Annotated in this window: 16 protein-coding genes; 2 read left to right on the top strand and 14 right to left on the bottom strand. The window is 68.5% G+C overall.

The genetic code is table 11. The features are described 5' to 3' along the window. Window positions 1-62 precede the first annotated feature (62 nt). The 14 genes from C5O27_RS14265 to C5O27_RS14200 form a co-directional block, all read right to left on the bottom strand. Complete coding sequence (locus C5O27_RS14265) at window positions 63-818, bottom strand: YebC/PmpR family DNA-binding transcriptional regulator (RefSeq protein ID WP_040003920.1); 756 nt, start codon at window positions 816-818, stop codon at window positions 63-65. Between the two features lie 144 nt (window positions 819-962). Then, window positions 963-1,583, bottom strand: coding sequence for a pyridoxal 5'-phosphate synthase glutaminase subunit PdxT (gene pdxT, locus C5O27_RS14260; RefSeq protein ID WP_006356984.1), 621 nt, complete (start codon window positions 1,581-1,583; stop codon window positions 963-965). Continuing rightward, window positions 1,580-2,434 carry an acyl-CoA thioesterase gene (locus tag C5O27_RS14255; RefSeq protein WP_006356985.1) on the bottom strand — a complete coding sequence of 285 codons (855 nt, stop codon included), beginning with the start codon at window positions 2,432-2,434 and terminating at the stop codon, window positions 1,580-1,582. Before C5O27_RS14255 ends, pdxT begins: the two co-directional genes overlap by 4 nt. A 45-nt stretch (window positions 2,435-2,479) precedes the next feature. After that, window positions 2,480-2,959 (bottom strand): helix-turn-helix transcriptional regulator, encoded by a 480-nt coding sequence (locus C5O27_RS14250; protein ID WP_006356986.1) that lies wholly within the window; start codon window positions 2,957-2,959, stop codon window positions 2,480-2,482. A gap of 160 nt (window positions 2,960-3,119) precedes the next feature. Further along, window positions 3,120-3,890 carry a hypothetical protein gene (locus C5O27_RS14245; protein WP_006356987.1) on the bottom strand — a complete coding sequence of 257 codons (771 nt, stop codon included), beginning with the start codon at window positions 3,888-3,890 and terminating at the stop codon, window positions 3,120-3,122. Between the two features lie 13 nt (window positions 3,891-3,903). Further along, window positions 3,904-4,770, bottom strand: a complete 867-nt coding sequence (locus C5O27_RS14240) for a PP2C family protein-serine/threonine phosphatase (protein WP_127962977.1) — start codon at window positions 4,768-4,770, stop codon at window positions 3,904-3,906. A gap of 97 nt (window positions 4,771-4,867) precedes the next feature. Then, entirely contained in the window at window positions 4,868-5,779 is a 912-nt protein-coding gene (gene pdxS, locus C5O27_RS14235) for a pyridoxal 5'-phosphate synthase lyase subunit PdxS (protein WP_006436347.1), read from the bottom strand. Window positions 5,780-5,892: 113 nt separating this feature from the next. Continuing rightward, window positions 5,893-6,381, bottom strand: coding sequence for a LemA family protein (locus tag C5O27_RS14230; RefSeq protein WP_035751435.1), 489 nt, complete (start codon window positions 6,379-6,381; stop codon window positions 5,893-5,895). After that, window positions 6,381-7,505 carry a glycosyltransferase family 4 protein gene (locus C5O27_RS14225; protein WP_035751433.1) on the bottom strand — a complete coding sequence of 375 codons (1,125 nt, stop codon included), beginning with the start codon at window positions 7,503-7,505 and terminating at the stop codon, window positions 6,381-6,383. Before C5O27_RS14225 ends, C5O27_RS14230 begins: the two co-directional genes overlap by 1 nt. Further along, entirely contained in the window at window positions 7,502-8,428 is a 927-nt protein-coding gene (locus C5O27_RS14220) for a phosphatidylinositol mannoside acyltransferase (RefSeq protein ID WP_127962976.1), read from the bottom strand. Before C5O27_RS14220 ends, C5O27_RS14225 begins: the two co-directional genes overlap by 4 nt. Then, window positions 8,425-9,111, bottom strand: a complete 687-nt coding sequence (gene pgsA, locus C5O27_RS14215) for a phosphatidylinositol phosphate synthase (RefSeq protein ID WP_006356994.1) — start codon at window positions 9,109-9,111, stop codon at window positions 8,425-8,427. Before pgsA ends, C5O27_RS14220 begins: the two co-directional genes overlap by 4 nt. Window positions 9,112-9,129: 18 nt before the next feature. Continuing rightward, complete coding sequence (locus C5O27_RS14210) at window positions 9,130-9,678, bottom strand: ATP adenylyltransferase (protein ID WP_006356995.1); 549 nt, start codon at window positions 9,676-9,678, stop codon at window positions 9,130-9,132. Beyond that, window positions 9,671-11,746: a threonine--tRNA ligase gene (gene thrS / locus C5O27_RS14205; RefSeq protein WP_127962975.1), complete on the bottom strand. Its 2,076-nt coding sequence runs from the start codon at window positions 11,744-11,746 to the stop codon at window positions 9,671-9,673. The genes C5O27_RS14210 and thrS overlap by 8 nt, the downstream gene beginning before the upstream one ends. A gap of 140 nt (window positions 11,747-11,886) precedes the next feature. Further along, entirely contained in the window at window positions 11,887-12,309 is a 423-nt protein-coding gene (locus tag C5O27_RS14200) for a TIGR02611 family protein (protein ID WP_127962974.1), read from the bottom strand. A gap of 93 nt (window positions 12,310-12,402) precedes the next feature. On the opposite strand from C5O27_RS14200, the gene otsB reads away from it, so the two are divergent. Together otsB and C5O27_RS14190 are read left to right on the top strand one after the other, a co-directional pair. Continuing rightward, window positions 12,403-16,053: a trehalose-phosphatase gene (otsB, locus tag C5O27_RS14195; RefSeq protein ID WP_127962973.1), complete on the top strand. Its 3,651-nt coding sequence runs from the start codon at window positions 12,403-12,405 to the stop codon at window positions 16,051-16,053. Window positions 16,054-16,088: 35 nt separating this feature from the next. Further along, a complete protein-coding gene (locus tag C5O27_RS14190; RefSeq protein WP_006356999.1) occupies window positions 16,089-17,018 on the top strand; it encodes an alpha/beta fold hydrolase in 930 nt (309 codons plus the stop codon). The last annotated feature ends 103 nt before the right edge of the window (window positions 17,019-17,121 follow it).

Raw genomic sequence — 17,121 nt, 5'->3', positions numbered from 1 at the left:
GATCCTATCGGGGAGAGCGGACAACTCCGATGATCAACACGCCCCCGCGAGGGCGGCGAGCCTCAGTCGTTCTCGAGCTCGGCAAGGACCTCGTCGCTGATGTCGACGTTGCTGTAGACGTTCTGCACGTCGTCGGAGTCCTCGAGCGCGTCGATCAGCTTGAAGACCTTGCGCGCACCGTCGGCGTCGAGGGCGACCTCCACCGATGCGCGGAAGCTGGCCTCGGCGGAGTCGTAGTCGATGCCGGCTTCCTGCAGGGCGCTGCGCACCGCGATCAGATCGGTCGGTTCGCTGACGATCTCGAAGGTGTCGCCGAGGTCGGTGACCTCTTCGGCACCGGCGTCGAGCACGGCCATCAGGACGTCGTCCTCGGACTGGCCGTTCTTCTCGAGGGTGACGACGCCCTTGCGGGTGAACAGGTACGACACCGAACCCGGGTCGGCCATGTTGCCGCCGTTGCGGGTCATCGCCGTGCGGACCTCGCCGGCCGCACGGTTCCGGTTGTCGGTGAGGCACTCGATCAGGATCGCCACGCCGTTGGGGCCGTAGCCCTCGTACATGATGGTCTGCCAATCGGCGCCGCCCGCCTCTTCACCACCGCCGCGCTTGCGGGCGCGTTCGATGTTGTCGTTGGGCACCGACGACTTCTTCGCCTTCTGGATGGCGTCGAAGAGGGTGGGGTTGCCGGCCGGGTCACCACCGCCGGTTCGTGCCGCCACCTCGATGTTCTTGATGAGCTTGGCGAACATCTTCCCGCGCTTGGCGTCGATGACCGCCTTCTTGTGCTTGGTGGTGGCCCATTTGGAATGGCCGCTCATGTCGTCGCATCCTTTCCCGGTGCCGGTGCGCAGCGGGTGGTCACCCGCGGAACGCATGCCGGGCCCGTGGCCCCGCATCCGACGATCCTCAAGCCTGCCGACTGCTGCCGCAGGCGCTTGCACTGTCGCTGGTTCGGCACGATCTTACCGACGCACCATCTGCACGAAGTATTCATGTACGCGTCGGTCGCCGGTGACCTCCGGATGGAACGACGTCGCGAGCACATTTCCCTGACGTACGGCGACGATCCGACCCTCGGCCGGCCCCTCCGGGACCCGGGCGAGGACCTCCACGTCGGGTGAGATCGATTCGACCCAGGGCGCCCGGATGAAGACCGCCCGCATCGGCTGCGCACCGGCTCGATCGGTGATGCCGACGAAGTCGAGATCGGTCTCGAAACTCTCCACCTGACGGCCGAAGGCGTTGCGCCGCACCGTGATGTCGAGGGCGTCGAGGTGGCGCGCGTCGGGACGGGTGTCGAGGATCGTGGAGGCGAGCATGATCATGCCCGCGCAGGAGCCGTAGGCGGGCAGCCCGTCCGAGAGTCGCTCGGCGAGCGGGTCGAAGAGATCGAAGATGCCCAGCAGCTTGCTCATCGTCGTCGACTCCCCGCCGGGGATGACGATGCCGTCGATCTCGTCGAGCTCGGACCGCCTGCGGATGGGCAGTGCGTCGGCGCCGCTGGCCTCGAGGGCGTGGACGTGTTCGCGCACGTCACCCTGGAGTGCGAGAACCCCGATCCGCGGTCGCGATCCGGCGCTCACCGATCGGTCCGGGCGTGCTGGTCCTCGGGCATCTGGCGTCCGGTGCGGGCGAGCCCCTCCTGCGTGACCGCCGCGACCATGCGTCCCTGCCGGTCGAAGATCCGGCCCTGCGTCAGGGCACGTCCGCCGTCCGCGGACGGCGACGTCTGGTCATAGAGCAGCCAGTCGTCGGCGCGGAACGGGCGCATGAACCACATCGCGTGGTCGAGGGAGGCGACCTGCGGGTTGGACTCGGGGTGCGGCACGCGCGACGACCCGAGCAGGGTCATGTCGCTCATGTAGGCGAGCGTCCCCACGTGGAACACCGTGTCGTCGGGCAGCTGGTGCCGATACCGGAACCAGACCCGTTGCTGCGCAGCGAGATACGGGGAGGTGACCATCTTCTCGGGCGGCACGATGCGGAGGTCGAAGTTTCGCCATTCCTTGAACACCGCGCGCTCTTCCTCGCCCAGCTCGTCGAGGCGGTCGGTGAGTTCCTCGGGGTCCGGCACCGGCGGCATGCGGTCCTGGTGCTCGTAGCCCTGGTCGGTCCGGACGTGGAACGACGCCGACATCGTGAAGATCGCCTCACCACGCTGGATCCCGGTGACCCGCCGGGTGACGAAGGACCGCCCGTCGCGGATCCGGTCGACGAGGAACACCGCCGGGATGTCGGGATCGCCGGGTCGCAGGAAGTATCCGTGCAGCGAGTGGACGTAATGGTCGGCGTCGACCGTTCGCGTCGCCGACATCAGCGCCTGACCGGCGACCTGGCCGCCGAAGGTGCGCTGGAGGTGGCTGGGGAAAGCACCACCCCGGTAGATGTCGGTCTCGATCTGCTCGACCTGGAGTATGTCCTCGATGGCTGCCACGCCGACCAGTATCCCGCACCGGGCAACCCATCCCGATGTCAGCCTCTACAGCTCGTCGAGCGTCATGATCCCGTCCTGGATGGCGCGGGCCACGAGCGAGGCCTTGGTGGGGGCCGGGCGACCGATCTCGGCGTACTTGGCGCGGATGCGGGTCAGGTGGGTGTTGACCGTGCCGAGGGAGATGTAGAGCTCCTGGGCGACGGCGGGCTTGGAGTCGACGAGCATCCAGGTCCGCAGCACCTCGACCTCGCGGGAGGTGAGATTGGGCTTGGCGCGACCGGTGGACGCCTGAACGGTCACCGCGGTTTCGGGCGCCGGCATCGGCGAGGCGACGCGGTGCAGGTGCGGGTGCCCGGCGCGGAGACCGAGGCCGGGCTGGTTCTGACGGGAGACCTGCCCGGGGAGCGGCATCCGGCGGGCCGCGAGACGGGCCAGTGCCTCCTGGCGACGGGCCTGCGCCTCGGCGTCGCGTCGAGCGTTGATCTGGCGCAGGTGCTGGGGGGCCTGGTGGGCGATCGCAGTCATGTGTGCTTCCTCTTCACTCATCGAACCGGGTGGTCTGTGCCGGGTCTTCGCCGGCGATGAGTTGAAGATTATAGGCGTTTCGCGCCCCGGTCGATGGGGAGAACTCCCCACCGCATGGGGAGAACTACCCATGCCATAACCGCAGGTCAGAGGACCCCGGTCAGCCTGCGGCGTTCCGCGCGGCCTCCGCGTCGATCAGCGGGAGGTCCTCTCGGGTCACGATGCGCGAGGACACCGCGTACTCGACGAGCTTGGTGCGGCGGTTGCTCGCGAGTTTGCCGCCGCCGCCGCGCATCCCGCTGACGCCGAGCTGATCGAGCTTGTCGCAGACGTTGTCGAGCTTGCGGTTGAACTTGGTCAGCGGCCAGCCGAGGCGTCGGGCGGCCTGGGCCGAGGACGGGATCGACGAGGCGCCGGTCCCCTCGCGGCGCAGGATCTCCTCCGCCAGTACGACGATGAGCAGCTTCTGGCTCTCGGTCAGGGTCGGCACGCCCTGAGTGGTGTGGCCGCCGCTGAACTCCGGGCGGGTCACCGACTTCACCTGCGGCGCACGGGCGAACACACTCAGCTCGTAGGTGGTGGGGCCGGCGGTGAACACGATGGTGGTCTCGCCGAACACCAGCGGCATGCGGGCCCCCGGACCGAGGGTGGCCGAGAAGCCGACATCACCGGCCGACACGCTCGCCGACAGGTGGGTGCCCAGGTTGGTGAGCCACCACAGCCCGTTCTCGTTGTGCACCACCAGGAATCGGCGGTGGAGATACGGGTTGTCGTCGATCGACAGATCGGCCTCACGGCCGATGAAGAAACGCCGGTCGGCGTCGAGCGCGGTTCGTTCACCGCAGTACTCGACGTAGGTCGCACCGTCGTCGAGCCCGGTGTCGGCGGCGTCCGAGGGGTCGTAGACCGAGGGATCGTGACCTGTGTTCACCAGATCACCTCCATCAGTTGGGGTCTGAGACCGTCGCCTCGTCGGTGGACTTTCCCTCGGCGGCGCCGTCGAGAGCAGGCATCGTCAGGGTCGGAACCGACTCGTGCACGGTCACCACGATGACGGTGACGTTGTCGTGGGCGCCGAGTGCGAGCGCCGCATCGACGAGACGTTCGGCCGCTTCGTCGGAGGTCGACGCGTTGGCGAGGATGTCGCCGATCTCCTCGTCGGGCAGCTCACCGGTGAGCCCGTCGGTACAGAGGAGCAGGACATCGCCCGCGAAGGCCGGGGTGTTGAAGAAATCCGGGACGGGATCGACCATCCCGGCACCGAGGGCACGGGTGATGACGTTGCGCCGCGGGTCGGTTCGCGCCTGCTCCGGCGTCAGGAAGCCCGCGTCGATGAATTCCTGGACCTGTGAGTGGTCTGTGGTCAGTTGCTGCAGCGAACCGTTCTGGTACCGGTAGGTGCGCGAGTCGCCGATGTTGAGGACCAGCCAGTGCGGGCTCTGTTCGTAGGTGACGAGCACGGCACCGGTGGCGGTGGTGCCCGCCCGGCGGTCGGTCTCGGTGTCGATCTCGCCGATGCGGCGCTGAGCCGCCACCAGCAGATCGTCGAGCTGGAGTTTGGTGGCGTTCAGTTCGCCGGCGCTGGTGGCCGCGGAAAGCGTGAGCAGTGCGGCCTCGCTGGCGAGTTCGCCGCTGTCGTGACCGCCCATGCCGTCGGCGATGAGGTACATGCCCGGCAGTGCCAGTGCGGCATCCTCGTTGGTCTCGCGGACCCGGCCGACGTTGCACGCCGCCGACCACTCGAGCCGCAATTCACCCACGATGTGTGTGCCCGAGACCGAGGCATCCCGAACGATGGTCGCCGCATCCATGATCAGCAGATCCTACCGCCGGAACACCCCCGGCTCGCCACGCATGTCGACTGTTCGGTCTCCGGCGTGTTGAACGGGGGCGTTCCGGCGGTGGGGGTCACCAGCCGCGCTCGGCCAGGCGGTGCGGCTGCGGGATGTCGTCGACGTTGATGCCGACCATCGCCTCGCCCAGGCCGCGCGAGACCTTGGCCAGCACGTCGGGGTCGTCGTGGAAGGTGGTGGCCTGCACGATCGCGGCCGCACGCTGAGCCGGGTTGCCGGACTTGAAGATCCCCGAGCCCACGAAGACGCCCTCGGCGCCGAGCTGCATCATCATCGCCGCATCGGCCGGGGTGGCGATACCGCCGGCGGTGAACAGCGTCACCGGCAGCTTGCCGGCCTCGGCGACCTCGACCACCAGGTCGTAGGGAGCCTGCAGTTCCTTTGCCGCGACGTACAACTCATCCTTCGGCAGCGACGTCAGGCGACGGATCTCGTCGCGGATCTTGCGCATGTGGGTGGTGGCGTTGGACACGTCACCGGTGCCGGCCTCGCCCTTGGAGCGGATCATCGCCGCACCCTCGGTGATCCGACGCAGCGCCTCACCCAGGTTGGTCGCACCGCAGACGAACGGCACGGTGAACGCCCACTTGTCGATGTGGTTGGAGTAGTCGGCCGGGGTCAGCACCTCGGACTCGTCGACGTAGTCCACGCCCAGGCTCTGCAGGATCTGCGCCTCGACGAAGTGCCCGATACGCGCCTTGGCCATCACGGGGATGGACACCGCGGAGATGATGCCGTCGATCATGTCCGGATCGCTCATCCGCGAGACGCCGCCCTGGGCGCGGATGTCGGCGGGCACGCGCTCGAGAGCCATCACGGCCACCGCGCCGGCGTCCTCGGCGATCTTCGCCTGCTCGGGGGTGACCACGTCCATGATCACGCCGCCCTTGAGCATCTCGGCCATTCCCCGCTTGACACGGGCAGTGCCCTGTCCGACCTCGGGAACGGTCGCGCCGTTGTGACTCACTGATTTCTCCTCATGTCGCTGTCTCGGCGTGCCGCAGCCGATCCCCCTTCAGCGGACCCCGCGGCAGCGTGGAACCAGTCTAGGTCAGCCCGGTGAACGCCCTGGTGTCAGGATCACTCGCCCCGGCCCGGTGAGACGCGCTCGATGATCTCGAAGTACGTCGGCGGCGACGCGCGGCCGCCCAGACGCAACCACCGGACCAGTCGTCGCTCGGCGAGGGCACGGGTGTCGCGCACCGCGTCGTTGTAGAACCGACGGGCCATCATCACCCGTGTCTCGGCGTCGGCGAGCTCGATGACCAGCGCCGGAGACCGTCCGGAGGCGTCGGCGCGGGCCAGCGCCGACGACAGCGCGTTCTCCGCGTCCTCACGAGCCTCGGGGGCTGCTCGTTCCGCCCGGTCCGCCAGTGCGGCCAGCTCGGATCCCGGCAGTTCCGCGGCGATGGCACGCACGACGACGGCCCGTCGGTCGAGACTCGCGTAGAGGGACTGCCGGGCGAGGTCGACGCGCACGTTGAGGCGGTCGAGGCGGTTGGCGGTGTGATAGGCCCAGCCGGCGGCCAGCAGGACCGCGACGACCCCGAGGACGATCCAGGTCGCCATCAGTCGGACACCACCACCGGTCCGGCACCGACGGTCACGGTGTCGTAGACGCGGAGGATCTGGTCGGCCACGCGGGACCAGTCGTACTTGTCGGCGCGGACACGTCCCCGGGCGACCAGCTGCTCGCGCGCCTCGTCGTCGGAGAGCAGCGAGATGATGCCCGCCGCGAGCTGATCCGGGGAACCGGTGTCGACGAGCTTGCCCGCCCGGCCGTCGTCGAGGACGCGCCGGAAGGCGTTCAGCGAGCTGGCGATCACCGCGGCACCGGCGGCCATCGCCTCGACGAGGACGATGCCGAAGCTCTCGCCGCCGAGGTTGGGGGCGCAGTAGACGTCGGCGGAGGCCAGGGCGCGCGCCTTGGTCGCGTCGTCGACCTGCCCCAGGAAGACGAGGTGATCGGCGAGGCTTCCCGCGCGCCGGCGCAGCGCGGCCTGGTTGCCGCCGCCGACGACCAGGACGCGCACGTCCGGGAACTTCTCCACCACGGACGGCAGCGCGCGCATCAGGATGTCGATGCCCTTGCGGGGTTCATCGAAGCGGCCGAGGAACAGGATCGTGCGGCCGGGATGCGGGTAGCCGTCGAGCGGTTCGGCGTTGGCGAAGCCGGCGACGTTGATGCCGTTGGGGATCTCCACCGCATCGGAGCCCAGCGACTCCATCTGCCAGCGCCGGGCGAGTTCGGAGACGGCGATCTTGCCGGCGATGCGTTCGTGATACGGGCGCAGGATGCCCTGAAAAGCGCTGAGCCACAACGACTTCGATGTCGCCGTGTGGAAGGTCGTGACGATTGGTCCGGAGGCCACCATCAGCGAGAGCATGGAGATCGACGGTGAGTTGGGTTCGTGGACGTGCAGGACGTCGAAGCCGTTCTCCGCGATCCAACGACGCAGTCGCAGATACCCTTTGGGACTGAAGTTCACCCGCGACACCGACCCGTTGTACGGGAGGGCCAACGACGGGCCCACGCGCACCACGTACTCGGGCAGTTCGGTGCGGCGCGACGCCGGGGCGAGGACGCTCACCTCGTGACCGCGGTCGATGAAGACGTGGGCGAGTTCGGTGACGTGCGCCTGCACACCGCCGGGGACGTCGAACGAATAAGGGCAAATCATCCCGATTCTCATGCGGCTCCCCCGGTTTCGTTCATCCGTGCCCTCTGCCGATCGGTCCAGTCGGCTTCCCAGAGCGGTTGCAGCATGTGCCAGTCGGCAGGATGTGCGGCGATGTTCTCGGCGAACGCGTCGGCGAGCGCCTGGGTGGCCGTCTCCACGCCGCCGGAGACATCGATCTCCTCGCCGACGCTCATCGACGAGTAGGGCGCCTCCTCGAACCAGTGGTGGGCCGGGAACAGGGCTGCGCCGGTCTCGATCGCCAGCATCGCCGATCCGGCCGGCATCCGGGTGCGCTCCCCGAAGAAGGTGACCGGGACGCCGTGGCGCGCGAGGTCGCGCTCCCCCAGCAGGCAGACGATGCCGCCGGCCCGCAGGCGGTCGGCGAGCACTCCGAACGGGGGCTGTTCACCACCGCTGAGCGGGAAGATCTCGAAGCCGAGCGACTCCCGGTACTCCACGAACCGGTTGAACAGCGACTCCGGTTCGAGCCGTTCGGCGACCGTCGCGAACTTCCCGTAGTGCTGGACGAGCCAGACGCCGGCCATGTCCCAGTTGCCGGTGTGCGGCAGGGCCAGCACCACACCCTTACCGCGCGAGACCGCGGCGTCGAGGCGGGCGTGATCGGCGGCGGGCAGGGTTCCGGTCGAGGCCGCCGCGGCGCGGTCCTGGGCGGGCAGCCGGAAGGCCTCACACCAGTACCGCGCGTAGGAACGCACCGCATCCGCGACCAGCTCGTCGGGCACGTCGGCGGGGTCGGCGACCCCGATCACGCGGGCCAGGTTGCGGCGCAACTGATCCGGACCGCCGTTGCGGCGTCCCGCGAACCCACCGGCGCGGTCGAACACGATGCGGGCGGCGCTTTCCGGTGCGTACCGGACCGCGGCCCAGCCGGCCCGGTACCCCAGGTCGGCGGCGAGTGCGGCGATGTCGGTCATCGTGACCCGGTGGGCGGGGTCGTCGGGCCGTCCGCGTCGGGATCGGCGGCTTCGGTTTCTGCCTGGAGCGGGATCAGATCCCGCGCACCCGGTGAGTTGGAGATCGACCACATGCGCTGGCCCACGGTGATCACGCTGCCGACGGCGAGCAGCCACATCGCCACGTGTACCGCCCAGGGCAGGCCGAGACCGGTGAGGCCGGTACCGACGAGCACGATGATCAGGCGGTCGGGGCGCTCGATGAGACCGCCGTCGCCGTAGAGGCCGCTGGCCTCGGCGCGGGCCTTCGCGTACGAGATCACCTGCGAGGTGACCAGGCAGATGAGGGTCGCGATCAGAAGCAGGCGGTGGGGTTCGGTGATGGTGCACCACCACACGAGGCCGGCGAAGATCGCCCCGTCGGCGATGCGGTCGCACGTGGCGTCGAGGACGGCCCCGAAGCGGGTTCCGCCGCCGCGGGCACGGGCCATCGCACCGTCGAGCATGTCGAACATGACGAACAGCCAGATCACCAGGGTGCCCGCGAACAGGTAGCCCATCGGGAACAGCGTGAGCGCGGCCGCCACGGTCGCCACGGTCCCGATCACGGTCATGATGTCCGGCGTGAGCCCGGTACGCAGCAGCGCCCGCCCCATCGGCAACGTCACCTTGGAGACCGACGCCCGACCCAGAATGCTCAGCATCCGCGAGCTCCTCCCCCCTCAGTCATCGAGACGCTGCCACGCCTCGGCGAGCAGTCCCCGGGTGTCGCGCAGCAACTGCGGCATCACCTTGGTCTCGCCGACGATCGTGATGAAGTTCGCGTCGCCCATCCAGCGGGGCACGATGTGCTGGTGCAGGTGCTCGGAGAGCGAGCCGCCCGCGGCATAGCCCAGGTTGAGTCCCACGTTGAAGGCGTTCGGGTTGGAGACCGCCTTGATCGTGCGGATCGTCCGCTGCGTGAAGGTCATCAGCTCGGCCGACTCGGCGGGCGTCAGATCCTCGAGGTCGGCGACCTGGCGGTACGGGACCACCATCGTGTGCCCGGGGTTGTACGGGTACAGGTTGAGCACCGCATACACCGACTCGCCGCGTGCGACGATCAGCCCGTCCTCGTCCGACATCGTCGGGATGTCGAGGAAGGGGTGCCCGGTCTTGGCCGCCGGCTGCGGGTCGGCGATGTAGGTCATCCGGTGCGGACTCCACAGCCGCTCCAGACGAGCACCGACGCCGACGCCCTCGTCGCGGATCTCGCCCGGTGCCTCAGCCATCGACGGCCCCCACGGTGCCGAGCTTCGCCTCCAGAAGCTCCTTGGTCGGCGACTCGTTGCGCCGGGCGCCCACCCAGTCGGTGATCGCCGCGATCGCGGCACCCACCGGGACACCGTTGATCTGGGACCCGTCGCGGAACCGGAAGCTCACCGCATGCGCCTCGACGTCGCGTTCGCCGGCGAGCAGCATGAACGACACCTTGCCGGTGGTGTGGTTGCGGATCTTCTTCTGCATGCGGTCGTCGGAGTGGTCGACCTCGGCGCGGACACCCGCGGCACGCAGCGCGTCGACGACGCCCTGCAGGTGACCGGCGAACGCGTCGGCGACCGGGATGCCCATGACCTGGACCGGCGAGAGCCAGGCCGGGAAGGCGCCCGCGTAGTGCTCGGTGAGCACACCGAAGAACCGCTCGATGGAGCCGAACAGGGCGCGGTGGATCATCACCGGACGCTGTTTGGTGCCGTCCGGGCCGGTGTACTCCAGTTCGAACCGCTCCGGCAGGTTGAAGTCGAGCTGGATCGTCGACATCTGCCACGTGCGGCCGAGCGCATCCTTGGCCTGCACCGAGATCTTGGGTCCGTAGAACGCGGCGCCGCCCGGATCGGGCACGAGGTCGAGACCCGAGGCCTCGGCCACCTCGGCGAGCGTGTTGGTCGCCTCTACCCACACCTCGTCGGAGCCGACGAACTTCTTCGGGTCCTTGGTCGACAGTTCGAGGTAGAAGTCGTCCAGGCCGTAGTCCTTGAGGAGGCCGAGGACGAAGTTGAGGATCGACGTCAGCTCGTCGCGCATCTGCTCGCGCGTGCAGTAGATGTGCGCGTCGTCCTGCGTCATGCCGCGCACCCGGGTGAGGCCGTGGATCACGCCGGACTTCTCGTAGCGGTAGACCGACCCGAACTCGAACATGCGCAGCGGCAGTTCACGATACGAACGTCCGCGGCCCCGGAAGATCAGATTGTGCATCGGGCAGTTCATCGGCTTCAGGTAGTAGTCCTGGCCGGGCTTGCGCACCTCGCCGTTCTCGTCGATCTCGGCGTCGACGTGCATGGGCGGGAACATCCCGTCGCGGTACCAGTCGAGGTGACCGGAGACCTCGTAGAGGTGTCCCTTGGTGATGTGCGGCGTGTTGACGAACTCATACCCCGCGGCCACGTGCCGTGCCCGTGAGTAGTCCTCCATCTCCTTGCGAATGATGCCGCCCTTGGGATGGAAGACCGGCAGGCCCGAGCCGAGCTCGTCGGGGAAGCTGAACAGGTCGAGTTCGGCACCCAGCTTGCGGTGGTCGCGCTTCTCCGCCTCGGCGAGCAGCTCGAGATGGGTGTCGAGGGCCTCGGCGGACTCCCACGCGGTGCCGTACACCCGCTGGAGGTCGGCGTTGTCCTGGTCACCGCGCCAGTAAGCGGCCGACGACCGGGTCAACTTGAACGCGGCGATGTACTTGGTGGTCGGCACATGCGGCCCGCGGCACAGGTCGCACCAGATGCGTTCACCGGTTCGCGGATTGAGGTTGTCGTAGACGGACAGCTCTCCGCCGCCGACCTCCATGACCTCGGCGTCGTCGGCGGCACCCTTGTCGTCGATCAGTTCGAGCTTGAACGGCTCGTTCGCCAGTTCGGCGCGTGCCTCGTCCTTGGATTCATAGACGCGGCGCGAGAAACGCTGACCGGACTTGATGATCTGCTTCATCTTCTTCTCGAGGGCCTTGATGTCCTCGGGCGTGAAGGGTTCGGCGACATCGAAGTCGTAGTAGAAGCCGTCCTTGATGGGCGGTCCGATGCCCAGCTTGGCGTCGGGGAACAGATCCTGGACCGCCTGCGCGAGCACGTGCGCGCACGAATGCCGGATGACGCTGCGTCCGGCCTCGGTGTTGGCCGCCACCGGCTCGACCTCGGCGTCCTCGGCGGGCGCCCAGGACAGGTCACGAAGGTCGCCGGCGGCGTCGCGGACGACGACGATCGCCTCGGGGCCCTTGTTGGGCAGGTCGTGGTCACGGAGTGCGGTGCCCGCGGTAGTTCCAGCCGGCACACGGATCGTGGCTGGGCTGGTCACCTGGACGTCGTCGGGCACGGGACGCTCCTCGAATGGGTTCGGACACGCTGAGTTCGCGTGGAGTCGGCGGACGTTTGCGACTCCGATGGTATCCGCGTGTCATCCCGACCGGCCGTACCCCTCCTCTCCCGGCGCGCGGCGCGGCCCGGGAAGGGCGATCAGGAGAAGATGGGGCTGGCGAGCCACTGGTAGTCGAGGTTCACCCATCCGGCCGCCGTGTGCAGTGCTCCCAGGAGCCAGAGCGTTCCCACGACGATGGCGAAGGTGCCGATCCAGAACACGGATTGCACCGACCAGTGCTGCCGGCCGATCCACTCCATCCAGGCGTCGTACCTCGCTCGCGCGAACTTCAGCACGCGATGGGCCCACTCGAACTCCGACGCCAGAATCCCGAGGCCGAGGAACACGATGAGCCAGCCGGGGCCCGGGTATGGGATGGCGACGATGCCGCAGAGCAGCACGATCGTGCCGACGACGGCGACGCCGATGCGATAGATGCGATGCCAGCGCGGGTCGGAACGCACTACGTACCGGCGATGACGCGCTCGGACCCGCATGCGCTTCCACCACGACTCCGCCATGTTCCCCCTACGTCGGACCCGTCAATGTCAAAAGTCGGGACCAGGCTACCGAAGTCCGGCGTGTAAGCCCGGGCACGCGTTCATGCTGAGCAGATGGGGACGATGCGAACGGTCACTATCGACGCACGCCTGCACGACGGCGTGGTCTTCGGTCTCGATTCGGTCGATCTCGAGGCCGACTCGGCACTGCTCCGATCCACCGGGGCACTCGTCCACCGGCTGCGGGGGTTCGGCATCGCGTGCGGGGTGCACTCGTCGCATCGCGACCTGCCCGCCCTGCTCGACGCCGCGGGTATGGGTGATCTGCCGGCCCTGGTCGGCCCGCCCGACCGCGGCGCCCTCCGGCACGTGGCCGGGAGCCTCGGGGTGTCACCGGCACGATGTGTTGCCGTCGAGTCCTCCACGGCCGGCGTGGCCGCGGCTCGAAGCGGCGCGTTCGCCCTGGTGATCGGCGTGGACGGCACCGCATCGGCCGACGAACTCCGGCGTCACGGTGCCGATGCCGTCCTCGAGCACCCCGCAGACATCAGAACGCGTCTCGGCGGCGCGCGGATCGCCACGATGCCGGACGCCGTCACCTACCTGGAGCATCTGAACGCCATCGCGGTCGCGCGCCGACCCGTGGTCTTCCTCGATTTCGACGGGACGCTGTCGGAGATCGTCAACGACCCGGCGGCGGCGACCCTCGTCGACGGTGCGGGCGAGGCACTGAGCCGGCTGTCGGAACTGTGCCCGGTGGCGATCATCAGCGGACGCGATCTGCCCGACATCCGGCAGCGCGTCGGCATTCCCGGTCTCTGGTACGCCGGGTGTCATGGACTCGAGCTCGTCGGCCCGGACGGCGAGCATCGCGTCAACGACGTCGCGCGGGCGTCCACCTCGGAGGTGACCGCCGCGACCGCCGATCTCCGGCAGCGGTTCGCCGACTCGGCCGGAGTCCTGGTGGAATCCAAACAGTTCAGCGTCGCGGTGCACTACCGCAACGCGGCCCCCGACCTGGCCGACGAGATCGTCGCGGGAGCCCGCGAGATCGGAGTCCGGCACGGATTGCGGGCGCTTCCCGGCCGCAAGGTGCTCGAGCTGCGTCCGGATGTCGACTGGGACAAGGGCCGAGCGGTGGACTGGATACTCCATCAGGTCGGCGCGGCCGACGACGAGTCGATCCCGATCTACTTCGGCGACGATCTGCCCGACGAGGATGCGTTCGACCGGGTGGCCACCGACGGGCTCGGCGTGGTGGTGTGCGCCGACGAGAACCGCGACCGTCGCACGGCCGCGCAGTTCGCCGTCGAGTCGCCCGCGGCCGTCCCTGCGCTGCTGCGCCGGGTCGTCGACCTGGTCGCACAGGCCGCCCAACCCTCGAGCGCCTGGTCGCTGATCTACGACCACTACGACCCGGGCGCGGAGAAACTCCGGGAAGCCCTGTGCACGGTCGGGAACGGCTGTTTCGCGACGCGTGGCGCCGCGCCGGAGTCGGTGGCCGGCGCGATCCACTATCCGGGCACCTACGCCGCCGGCGTCTACAACCGGCTCAGCGACGATCTCCCGGCCGGCATGGTGGAGAACGAGAGCCTGGTCAACCTCCCGAACTGGCTGCCGCTGACCTTCCGGATCGACGACGGCGAGAACTTCGACATCGACGCGGTCGAGATCCTGGCGTTCCGTCAGATTCTCGACCTGCGCCGCGCGGTTCTGATCCGTGACATCCGATTCCGCGATGCGCACGGACGCACCACCAAGCTCCGGCAGCGTCGTTTCGTGTCGATGGACCGGCCCCATGTGTGCGCCCTGGAGACGAGCGTCCTCGCCGAGGACTGGTCGGGCCGGGTGGAGTTCTCCTCGGTTCTCGACGGGGAGGTCGCCAACACGGGGGTCGATCGCTACCGCGAACTCGCCGGCCGGCACCTGACCGCGCACGAGACCAGCGCACCCACACCGGATTCCGTGCTGCTGCGGGTGCAGACCAACCAGTCGCGGGTCCAGATCGCGATGGCGGCCCGGACCACGGTGTGGCGCGGGAACGAACAGTTGCCCGCGCACCGCGACCTCGTCTCCGACCACGGTCGGATCGGACATCTCCTCACCGTCGACGTCACCGCCGGTGAGGAGGTCGTCGTCGAGAAGGTCGTGACGCTCTACACCTCCCGCGACCGCGGCATCTCCGAGCCGGGAATGGCCGCCGCCGACGGTCTGACGCGGCTCGGACGGTTTCACGGCCTGCTCGCCGACCACGCTCGTGCCTGTGTGCGGCTGTGGGATCTGTGCCGGATCGACCTCGAGGACCAACCCGACCCGCAGCGGGCGATCCGGTTCCACATGCTGCACATGTTGCAGGTGGTCTCGCACAACACCGTGGACACCGATGTGGGGATCCCCGCACGCGGACTGCACGGAGAGGCCTACCGCGGACACATCTTCTGGGACGAGATGTATGTCCTCCCGGTCGTCACCCCCCGACTCCCCCGCCTGGCCGAAGCGCTGCTCCGCTACCGCTACCGCCGGCTCGACGAGGCCCGGATCGCCGCCCGCGACGCCGGCCACCGCGGCGCGATGTACCCCTGGCAATCCGGCAGCGACGGCCGCGAGGAGAGCCAGAAGCTGCATCTCAACCCGCGTTCGGGCCGGTGGAACCCGGACCCGAGCGCGCGCCAGCATCACGTCGGCCTGGCGATCGCCTACAACGTCTGGCAGTACTTCCAGATCACGCACGACCTCGACTTCCTGATCGGGCCCGGCGCCGAGATGCTCGTCGAGATCGCACGCTTCTGGGCCGACCTCGCGGAGTACGACCCCGACCGCGACCGCTACGTGATCCGCGGGGTCATCGGACCCGACGAGTTCCATGCCGGCTATCCGGACGCGCCCTACGACGGGATCGACAACAACGCGTACACCAACGTCATGGCGGTGTGGGTGATCCGTCGCGCCCTCGACGCACTCGCGACGATCCCGCAGCGGGACCGCGTGAATCTGCTCGTCGACCTCGGGCTGCGGGAACCCGAGCTCGAACTGTGGCGGTCCCTCACCCGCCGGATGTTCGTGCCCTTCCACGACGGGACGATCAGCCAGTTCGAAGGCTACGACCGGCTCGAAGAACTGGACTGGGAGGCCTACCGCGCCCGGTACGGGAGCATCCAACGCCTCGACCGCATCCTCGAGGCCGAGAACGACGATGTGACCCGGTACAAGGTGTCCAAGCAGGCCGACGTCCTCATGCTGTTCTATCTGCTGTCCGCGGAGGAGCTACGGGAACTGTTGGAGGACTTGGGTTATGGGCTACCGGCCGAAATGATTCCGCACACCATCGACTACTACATGGCGCGGACCTCGCACGGTTCGACGCTGAGTTCGGTGGTCCATTCGTGGGTCCTCGCCCGAGCCGACCGCGAGCACGCGGTGAAGTTCTTCGAGCAGGTGCTCGACGCCGACATCACCGACATCCAGGGCGGCACGACGTCGGAGGGCATCCACCTGGCGGCCATGTGCGGCAGCATCGACCTGTTGCAGCGGTGCTTCACCGGCCTCGAACTCCGCAACGACCGGCTGATCCTCAATCCCCGGTGGCCGCGATCGCTGGGCGCACTGTCGTTTCGCATCTACTACCGGCGACACCGGCTGAAGCTGACCGTCAGCGGCAGCGGCGTCGAGGTGACCTCCGAGCAACGAGACGTCGACCCGATCGATGTCCAGTGTCGCGACTCGTTCGTGCAACTCGCCCCCGGACAAACGGTCGAGTTCTCATGAGATCGAGATCTCTCCGTCGCCGAACCCCGGTGAGAGTGCGCGTACTCCGCCTGATCGTCGCCGCCGTCGTCGCGACGGTGGCCGGACTCGTCCGTGTCGCCTATGTCCGCGACCTGGTCGCAGCTCGCAAACGGATCGGGTCGACCCCCCGACACATGGTCGAGTCGCGGTTCGGTGCGATCGATTACGCGGGACGCGGCGCCGGAGACCCACTGTTGGTGAGCCACGGCATCTTTCAGGGCTGCGATGGCGGACTGCTGTCGATGCGCGACCTGGTGGCGGACAGCCGGATCATCGCGCCGTCGCGCTTCGGCTACCTGGGATCGATGATGCCCGACGGTGCCTCGGTCGACGACCAGGCAGATGCATTCGCGGAATTGCTCGACCACCTCGGGTATCACGAGGTGGACGCCGTCGGGCTCTCGGCCGGCACGAGCGCCGCGGTCCGGTTCGCGCTTCGACATCCCGGACGGGTCCGGCATCTGGTCGTCATCTCGGGCAGCTTCCCGGGCAGCCGGACGACACGCATCCCGCCACGATGGGCTCGATCGTTCTACAACGATCCGGCGATGTGGTGGCTGAAGCACTTCGCCCGCCCGGCGTTCTTCCGCCTACTGGGTGTGCCCAGGGGTTTCCCACGTTCCCCCGCCCAGCGCCACGTCCTGACGGAGTTGTCGAACGCGATCTTCCCCATCGGCTTACGCAGGCGGGGTGCGGTCTTCGACGCATATGTCGCCGACCCCGAGATCAACACGTACCCACTCGAGGAGATCGCTGTCCCGACGCTCATCGTCCACGCCGTGGATGATCCACTGACGTCGTATTCCGCGGCCGCCGAGGCGGCGTCGAGGATTCCCGGCGCGCGACTGGTCAGCCTCGACTCCGGTGGACACCTGTTGCTCGGTCAGAGCGAACGGGTGCGTCGGGAACTCGCGGACTTCCTGGCTCAGAACCCGGACGGCTGATGCCGGCAAACCCGACTGCCGGCGCACACCGGGTCGAAGATCGTGCCGGGGAAGACCCAAAGGGGCCCGTGTCCCCACGGTCGCGAGTAACGTGCGCGAACAC

The organism is Gordonia alkanivorans, from assembly GCF_004011905.1.
In the GTDB taxonomy this organism is placed as follows: Bacteria; Actinomycetota; Actinomycetes; order Mycobacteriales; family Mycobacteriaceae; genus Gordonia; species Gordonia alkanivorans.
This window is presented reverse-complemented; position numbering and strand designations above follow the sequence as displayed.

What these genes read in the sequence shown, in the direction of transcription:
- C5O27_RS14240 (WP_127962977.1), bottom strand. Translation starts at nt 4,770, where the DNA reads ATGGATGCGGCGACCATCGTTCGGGATGCCTCGGTCTCGGGCACACAC.
- C5O27_RS14210 (WP_006356995.1), bottom strand. Translation starts at nt 9,678, where the DNA reads ATGGCTGAGGCACCGGGCGAGATCCGCGACGAGGGCGTCGGCGTCGGT.
- C5O27_RS14225 (WP_035751433.1), bottom strand. Translation starts at nt 7,505, where the DNA reads ATGAGAATCGGGATGATTTGCCCTTATTCGTTCGACGTCCCCGGCGGT.
- C5O27_RS14265 (WP_040003920.1), bottom strand. Translation starts at nt 818, where the DNA reads ATGAGCGGCCATTCCAAATGGGCCACCACCAAGCACAAGAAGGCGGTC.
- C5O27_RS14220 (WP_127962976.1), bottom strand. Translation starts at nt 8,428, where the DNA reads ATGACCGACATCGCCGCACTCGCCGCCGACCTGGGGTACCGGGCCGGC.
- otsB (WP_127962973.1), top strand. Translation starts at nt 12,403, where the DNA reads ATGGGGACGATGCGAACGGTCACTATCGACGCACGCCTGCACGACGGC.
- C5O27_RS14250 (WP_006356986.1), bottom strand. Translation starts at nt 2,959, where the DNA reads ATGACTGCGATCGCCCACCAGGCCCCCCAGCACCTGCGCCAGATCAAC.
- C5O27_RS14200 (WP_127962974.1), bottom strand. Translation starts at nt 12,309, where the DNA reads ATGGCGGAGTCGTGGTGGAAGCGCATGCGGGTCCGAGCGCGTCATCGC.
- pgsA (WP_006356994.1), bottom strand. Translation starts at nt 9,111, where the DNA reads ATGCTGAGCATTCTGGGTCGGGCGTCGGTCTCCAAGGTGACGTTGCCG.
- C5O27_RS14230 (WP_035751435.1), bottom strand. Translation starts at nt 6,381, where the DNA reads ATGGCGACCTGGATCGTCCTCGGGGTCGTCGCGGTCCTGCTGGCCGCC.